This is a genomic window from Klebsiella sp. 4_1_44FAA (genome assembly GCF_000238715.1).
Lineage (GTDB): Bacteria > Pseudomonadota > Gammaproteobacteria > Enterobacterales > Enterobacteriaceae > Klebsiella > Klebsiella pneumoniae.
The window spans coordinates 226941-233989 of the sequence record NZ_JH414802.1; the positions used below are offsets into that span (position 1 = coordinate 226941).

Sequence of the window (7049 nt, forward strand, 5' to 3'; positions counted from 1 at the left end):
CTGCGTTATGCCTGGCATAGCGCAGGGAGCGCACAGGGGGCGGCCAGTCGCCGCCGCCCCCTGTACCCCCGGGCTCGGGCCAGCAAGAATGGTGAATAAATTAACGGCAGGCCGCACGGACCGTAGGCCGGGTAAGGCGTCAGCCGCCACCCGGCAAAAAAATCAGCGCACGTTCTCAATGCCTCTGCGGAGGCATTTTTTACGCCCGTCTGGCAAAACTGACAAACAAGCTGGCAAAAGCAAACAAACGCCCCGGCGCCGCTGGCTGGTAGCTTAAGGATGACAAAGCCGACATTCGCAGCGGCAAGAGACAACACAACAATAAGATGAGGTCACAATGGCAAACGGCTTGAAATTTTCTCCTCGTAAAACCGCGCTGGCGCTGGCCGTGGCGGTGGTTTGCGCCTGGCAATCACCGGTCTTCGCTCACGGTAGCGAAGCCCACATGGTACCGCTGGATAAAACGCTGCAGGAATTCGGCGCCGATGTGCAGTGGGATGACTACGCGCAAATGTTCACCCTGATAAAAGACGGCGCTTACGTCAAAGTAAAGCCCGGCGCCAAAACGGCGATCGTCAACGGTAAATCCCTTGACCTACAGGTGCCTGTGGTAATGAAGGAAGGTAAAGCCTGGGTTTCCGATACCTTTATCAACGATGTCTTCCAGTCCGGTCTCGATCAGACCTTCCAGGTGGAAAAGCGCCCGCACCCGTTAAACTCGCTCTCGGCGGCGGAAATCAGTGAAGCGGTGACCATTGTCAAAGCCGCGCCGGAGTTTCAGCCGAATACCCGCTTTACTGAGATTTCCTTACACGAGCCGGACAAGGCGGCGGTATGGGCCTTTGCCCTGCAGGGAACGCCGGTCGATGCTCCCCGCACTGCCGATGTGGTGATGCTCGATGGCAAACACGTCATTGAAGCCGTGGTCGATCTGCAAAACAAAAAAATCCTTTCCTGGACGCCGATCAAAGGCGCCCACGGGATGGTGCTGCTCGATGATTTTGTCAGCGTGCAGAACATCATCAATACCAGCAGCGAATTCGCTGAGGTGCTGAAAAAGCACGGTATTACCGATCCTGGCAAAGTGGTCACCACCCCGCTCACCGTTGGCTTTTTTGATGGCAAAGATGGCCTGCAGCAGGATGCGCGTCTGCTGAAGGTGGTCAGTTATCTGGATACCGGCGACGGCAACTACTGGGCGCACCCGATTGAAAACCTGGTGGCGGTGGTCGACCTTGAAGCGAAGAAAATCATCAAAATCGAAGAAGGTCCGGTGATCCCGGTCCCAATGGAGCCCCGTCCTTATGATGGTCGCGACCGCAACGCCCCGGCGGTGAAACCGCTGGAGATAACCGAACCGGAAGGCAAAAACTACACCATTACCGGCGATACCATTCACTGGCAGAACTGGGATTTCCACCTGCGTCTTAACTCGCGCGTCGGACCAATTCTGTCAACGGTGACCTACAACGATAACGGCACAAAACGCCAGGTGATGTATGAAGGTTCCCTCGGCGGGATGATCGTTCCCTACGGCGACCCGGACGTCGGCTGGTATTTCAAAGCCTATCTGGACTCCGGCGATTATGGCATGGGCACCCTGACCTCGCCGATTGTACGCGGTAAAGATGCGCCGTCAAATGCGGTACTGCTGGACGAAACTATCGCCGATTACACCGGCAAACCAACCACTATTCCAGGCGCGGTGGCCATATTCGAACGCTATGCCGGGCCTGAGTATAAGCACCTGGAGATGGGCAAACCCAACGTCAGCACCGAACGCCGGGAACTGGTGGTACGCTGGATCAGCACCGTCGGCAACTACGACTATATCTTTGACTGGGTGTTCCATGACAACGGCACCATCGGTATCGACGCCGGCGCCACCGGCATTGAAGCGGTGAAAGGCGTGCTGGCGAAGACCATGCATGACCCCAGCGCCAAAGAGGATACCCGCTACGGAACGCTGATCGACCATAATATTGTCGGCACCACTCACCAGCACATCTATAACTTCCGCCTCGACCTCGATGTGGACGGCGAGAACAACACCCTGGTGGCGATGGACCCGGAAGTGAAGCCCAACACCGCCGGCGGCCCGCGCACCAGTACTATGCAGGTGAATCAGTACACGATTGACAGCGAGCAGAAAGCGGCGCAGAAATTCGACCCGGGCACTATCCGCCTGCTGAGCAACACCAGCAAAGAGAACCGCATGGGCAACCCGGTCTCATACCAGATTATCCCTTACGCCGGCGGCACGCACCCGGCGGCGACCGGCGCCAAATTCGCCCCGGACGAGTGGATATATCATCGCCTGAGCTTTATGGATAAACAGCTGTGGGTGACGCGCTACCACCCGACAGAGCGATATCCGGAAGGGAAATACCCGAACCGTTCCGCCCACGATACCGGCCTGGGCCAGTACGCGAAGGATGATGAGTCGCTGACTAACCACGATGACGTCGTGTGGATCACCACCGGCACCACCCACGTGGCGCGCGCCGAAGAGTGGCCGATCATGCCGACCGAGTGGGCGCACGCGCTGCTCAAGCCGTGGAACTTCTTTGACGAAACCCCTACTCTGGGCGAAAAGAAAAAGTAATCTTAACCGGCGGTGAAATCCAGCAGGATCTTACCGCCTCTTCCCGGCTGGCCGGCGGCGGCAATCGCCGCCCGCCAGTCGTTCAACGCTATACGCTGGGCCGGCGGCTGGGAGGTCGTCGGCAGGCGCTGCCAGATTTCGTCGAACGCTGCCCGCCACGCCGCCACGCTGAGTGTCGGCAGCGCCTCCCGCAGATGAAACTTGCGCACCGTCGCGCTACCGCGCGTCTGGGTCAGCGGCCGCCCGGATAACAGCCCATAGGAGATCAGGGTCGACGACCCGGGCAGCACCGACAGCAGCGTATTCGCCAGTTCGCCGCCCACCGCGTCAAACACCAGATCGCTGTGCTGGCTGACCTTCTCCATCAGCGCCCGGTCGGTATCGAGGATCGGATAGATCCCGGCCTGTTCCAGGCGCGCCCGGTGCTGCGGCGAGCGAATAATCCCGCTCACCGAGCGGGCGCCCATCGCCAGCGCCCACTGCCCCAGCAGACTGGCGCAGGAGGACGATGCCGCGGTCAGCACGAGGTGTTTTCCGGCAACCGGCCAGCGCTTGAGCATCAGCATCGCCGTCAGCGGATTGATATACCCGCGGGCGGCCAGCAGATCGTCAACTGCCGGCGGCACCGGCACCAGCCAGGTCTCATCCAGATCGATAAACCGCTGCCAGGTGCCGCCCCCGCGCAGGGGCAGCACCCGCTGGCCCGCGGCCAACCGACTGCCGTATGGCGCGGCGACCACCTCGCCAAGGCCTTCATAGCCGGCGACGGCCGGCAGTCGGGTGCGGTGGCGATAGGCGCCGGTCACGGGGATCAGATCCGAAGGATTCACCGGGGCAAAGCGCATCCTGACCCGCACCCGTCCGCCCGCCAGCGGCGCCAGCGGCAGGCGTTTCAGGGTCAGCACGGCGGCCGGCGGCCCGTAGCGGTCATAAACAATGGCGTCGTTGAACATCGACTGGCTCCAGACAGCGAAAGGCGGGATCATAGCAGATCCCGCTTCCAGTGGCTCGCACCCGCGCCAGCCCGGGTCAGCCCGGGCCGTCGCTGGCCGCCGCCAGCAGCGGCACGATGATATCGCTGAGCGGCGTCGGAATGCCGTGCTGACGCCCGCGACGCTGCACCACGCCGTTACGAATATCCCACTCCAGCGGTCGGCCATTGAGGCGATCGATCAGAATAGAGGTGCTTAAGTCGGCAGGCGCCCGATGAAAGCCGGCGATAATCTCCTCCGGCACGTTGTCGCTCAGGGCGGCCCCTTCCGCCCGCGCCACCTGCAGGCATTCGCGCAGATAAGCCAGCCCGAGGGCAGTGATGTCCTCCCGGGCGAACATCCCGGCGCGTCGTCCGGTCAGCACCATCAGACCGGCAACCGCGTTCTGCAACAGTTTGCGCCAGGCCACGGTGGTAAAATCAGCCGCCAGGTCCACCGCGCAGCGGGTTCCCGCCAGCGCCTGCTGCACCCGCTCTGCCCCCGGCAGATCCGGCAGCGTCAGGCGCGGCGTGGCGCGCAACCAGACAGAGGCATCGGCATCGCGCTGCGCCGGGAACCAGACCACCGACGGCAGCACCGTCGCGCCGCCGGTCAAGGGGGCAAACTGCTGGCGCTGCTCAACGCCGTTTTGCAGCACGCACACCACGGTGTCAGGGGAACACAGGGCCGTCAGCCAGGGGGCGATGGCCTCCGTCTGGGTAGTTTTCACCGCGACAAAGACCAGGTCGAAGGGGGCGGCTATCGCCATCGGGTCGGTGTGCACCGGGCCGGGCACCACGATCTCACCTTCGTCAGTGCGCAGCACCAGCGCCGAATGGGCGGTACGCCCGCAGACCATCGGCGCCCTCCCCCTCTCAAACAGGGCGGCGGCAATCGTGGTGCCGATGGCGCCGGGACCAATTAGCGCAACCTTAGGAAATGCTGTCATGCCGAAGACCTCCTGATGATTCACCGCCCAGATTAGGCAAAGATTGCCCTCCACAGTAGCGAGAAAGACCGGAGGTCGGCAAGCGGCGCGTCGGGAAAAGCCTTTCGCCTTCCCCGACGGAGGGTTAGTAGCGCACGCAGACGGATTTGGTTTCGCACCAGCCGTCGAGCCAGTCAGGGCCGAAATCGCGGCCGGTACCAGACTGCTTCATGCCGCCGAAAGGCAGGTTGGCGTCAATCAGGGTATGGCTGTTGACCCATACCGTTCCCGCCTGCAGACGGTCGGTGTAGTTCAGGGCCTGGGTCAGATCGCGGGTCCAGACGCTGGCGGTCAGACCAAAATCGCTGTCGTTGGCCAGGCGCAGCGCCTCCTCGCCATCGGCCACTCGCACCAGGTTCACCACCGGGCCAAAAACCTCCTCACGGCTGAGACGCAGTCCGGCGTCGGGGTTTACCACCAGCGTTGGCGGAATATAGTACCCTCCCGCGTCTGGTCCGGCGCTGCCGCTGATAAGCTCTGCCTTCTGCTGGCGAGCCTCTTCGAGGTAGGCCGCCACCTTGTCGCAGTGGGCCCGGGAGACCACCGGGTTGATCTGCGCCGTCTCCTGCATCCCCGGCCCCACCTGCAGCGATTTCACCGCCTGCTCGAAGCCGCTGACCAGGGTGTCAAACAGCGGCGCTTCGATGTAGATCCGCGAGCTGGCGGCGCAGACCTGCCCCTGATTGAGGAAGCTTCCGGTCATCAGCCCCTCAATAACCCACTGGGGGTCGGCGTCTTTGAGCACAATCGCCGGATTCTTGCCACCCAGCTCCAGCGTCACGCGGGTCAGGCGGTCGGCAGCCACGCGGGCAATCTGTTTCCCGGTCGCCGTCGAGCCGGTAAAGCTAACCTTCGCCACCTGCGGATGGGCGGTCAGCGCCGCGCCGCAGCCGGCGCCGCTGCCGGTGACCACGTTGAACACCCCGTCAGGAACGCCCGCCTGGGTCGCCAGCTCCGCCACCCGCAGCAGGGTCAGCGGGGTGGTTTCCGAGGGTTTGATGACGATCGAACAGCCCGCCGCCAGGGCCGGCATGACCTTCCACATGCCGATCATCAGCGGGAAATTCCACGGGACGATGCCCGCCACCACCCCGACCGGCTCTTTTTTGGTCCACGCCTGGTAACGCGCCCCTTGCGGGAACGGGATCGAAACGTCCAGCGTCCGGCCGCTGATCTTGGTGGTCAGCCCCGCGGTGTAGCGCATCCAGTTCAGGGTGCAGCCGACCTCAAAGGCGCGGGAGATGGCAATGGATTTCCCCTGCTCGAGGGTTTCCAGTTGCGCCAGCTCTTCGCCGTGCTGCTCCACCAGATCGGCAAAACGCAGCAGGATGCGTTCACGGTCAGCCGGGGTGCGCCCGGCCCAGCGGCGATCGACAAAAGTGCGCCAGGCGGACATCACCGCCCGGTCGACATCCGCCGGGCTGGCGTCGGCGGTGGTGGCAATCGCCTGCCCGGTGGCCGGATCCCAGACGGTTAACCGGTTTTCGCTCTGCGCGGCGCAGGGGGCGCCGTCGATATACAGGCCATGCTGACGGTCTAAAAACTGCTGGACGCTGGCAAGCAGCGCTATCTGTGAGGTGGACATACCCTTTCCTTATTCATCGCGGATAGTGCTTTCAGTCTATGTCTGGTTGGCGGTTGGCGCTTTTTTCTCTGTGACATTCGTTTGCGCCGCTGTGACAGTCGCCGCAATTCCGTCGTCTGCCCTCGCAGAAATGTGCCGCGGGTAATAGTTCTTTCATATACCCGCCATCGCGCCCTTGCCTGAGGCGACACAAATGCAACAATGCGGAAACATTGTTATTACAGGAAAAGGGCGAATGATGACCACGGCAGAGGGAGGGCTGGCGTATCAGCGCTGGCTGGCGACGATCAATCAGGTCTGCGGCCATTTCGCCGCCCGGCCGTTGGAGGAGAGTTTCCACGGCGAGATTGACGCCCGCTACGCCGGCAGCCTCAAGGTCAGTACCGTCACCGCCGCCGGCGTCAATCTCTACCGCACGCGCAATGAGATAAAACGCGATAACGACGCCTGGTTCTATACCGTGTTTCAGCTCGCCGGCGAAGCCATCATCGAACAGGACGATCGCCAGGTGACGCTGGCGGCAGGCGATATCACGTTAATCGACGCCGCCCGCCCATGCTCCATCGTCTGGCAGCAGACCTCGCGTCAGGCCTCGCTGCTGCTGCCGCGCCAGCGGGTGGCGCCCACAGGGGACATCACTACCGCCTGCCGGCTGGACAAATCTCTGCCAATGGTCCAGCTCAGCCAGCGACTGCTGCTGGAAAGCATGGGCGGCACGACGCTCTCCGCCAGCGAGAGCGAAGCCGCGCTGGAGGCGATCGCCTGCCTGTTGCGCCCGGTGCTGCATCAGTGCGATCCTGCCCCTTCCCGGCGGGAAAAGCAGTTTCAGAAGATTATTGCGTTAATCGATGCGTCCATTCAGTCGGAGCATCTGCGTCCGGAGTGGCTGGCCAGCGAGAC

General features: G+C 62.6%; 5 protein-coding genes. 2 read left to right on the plus strand and 3 right to left on the minus strand.

Annotated elements, in window-relative coordinates; genetic code table 11:
* Positions 1–337 precede the first annotated feature (337 nt).
* Positions 338–2605 carry a primary-amine oxidase gene (tynA, locus tag HMPREF1024_RS09390; RefSeq protein ID WP_004176379.1) on the plus strand — a complete coding sequence of 756 codons (2268 nt, stop codon included), beginning with the start codon at positions 338–340 and terminating at the stop codon, positions 2603–2605.
* 2 nt (positions 2606–2607) lie between these two features.
* Here the strand turns inward: tynA and HMPREF1024_RS09385 are convergent, their stop codons facing one another.
* From HMPREF1024_RS09385 to HMPREF1024_RS09375, 3 genes are all read right to left on the minus strand, one after another.
* Positions 2608–3591 (minus strand): zinc-dependent alcohol dehydrogenase family protein, encoded by a 984-nt coding sequence (locus HMPREF1024_RS09385; protein WP_004224482.1) that lies wholly within the window; start codon positions 3589–3591, stop codon positions 2608–2610.
* A gap of 43 nt (positions 3592–3634) precedes the next feature.
* Positions 3635–4525: an oxidoreductase gene (locus HMPREF1024_RS09380; RefSeq protein WP_009309007.1), complete on the minus strand. Its 891-nt coding sequence runs from the start codon at positions 4523–4525 to the stop codon at positions 3635–3637.
* 124 nt (positions 4526–4649) lie between these two features.
* Positions 4650–6149 (minus strand): aldehyde dehydrogenase family protein, encoded by a 1500-nt coding sequence (locus HMPREF1024_RS09375; RefSeq protein WP_009309008.1) that lies wholly within the window; start codon positions 6147–6149, stop codon positions 4650–4652.
* A gap of 235 nt (positions 6150–6384) precedes the next feature.
* Between HMPREF1024_RS09375 and feaR the strand changes: the two genes are divergently transcribed.
* Positions 6385–7049: transcriptional regulator FeaR (gene feaR / locus HMPREF1024_RS09370; RefSeq protein ID WP_009309009.1), on the plus strand; the 665-nt coding region annotated here is incomplete at its 3' end.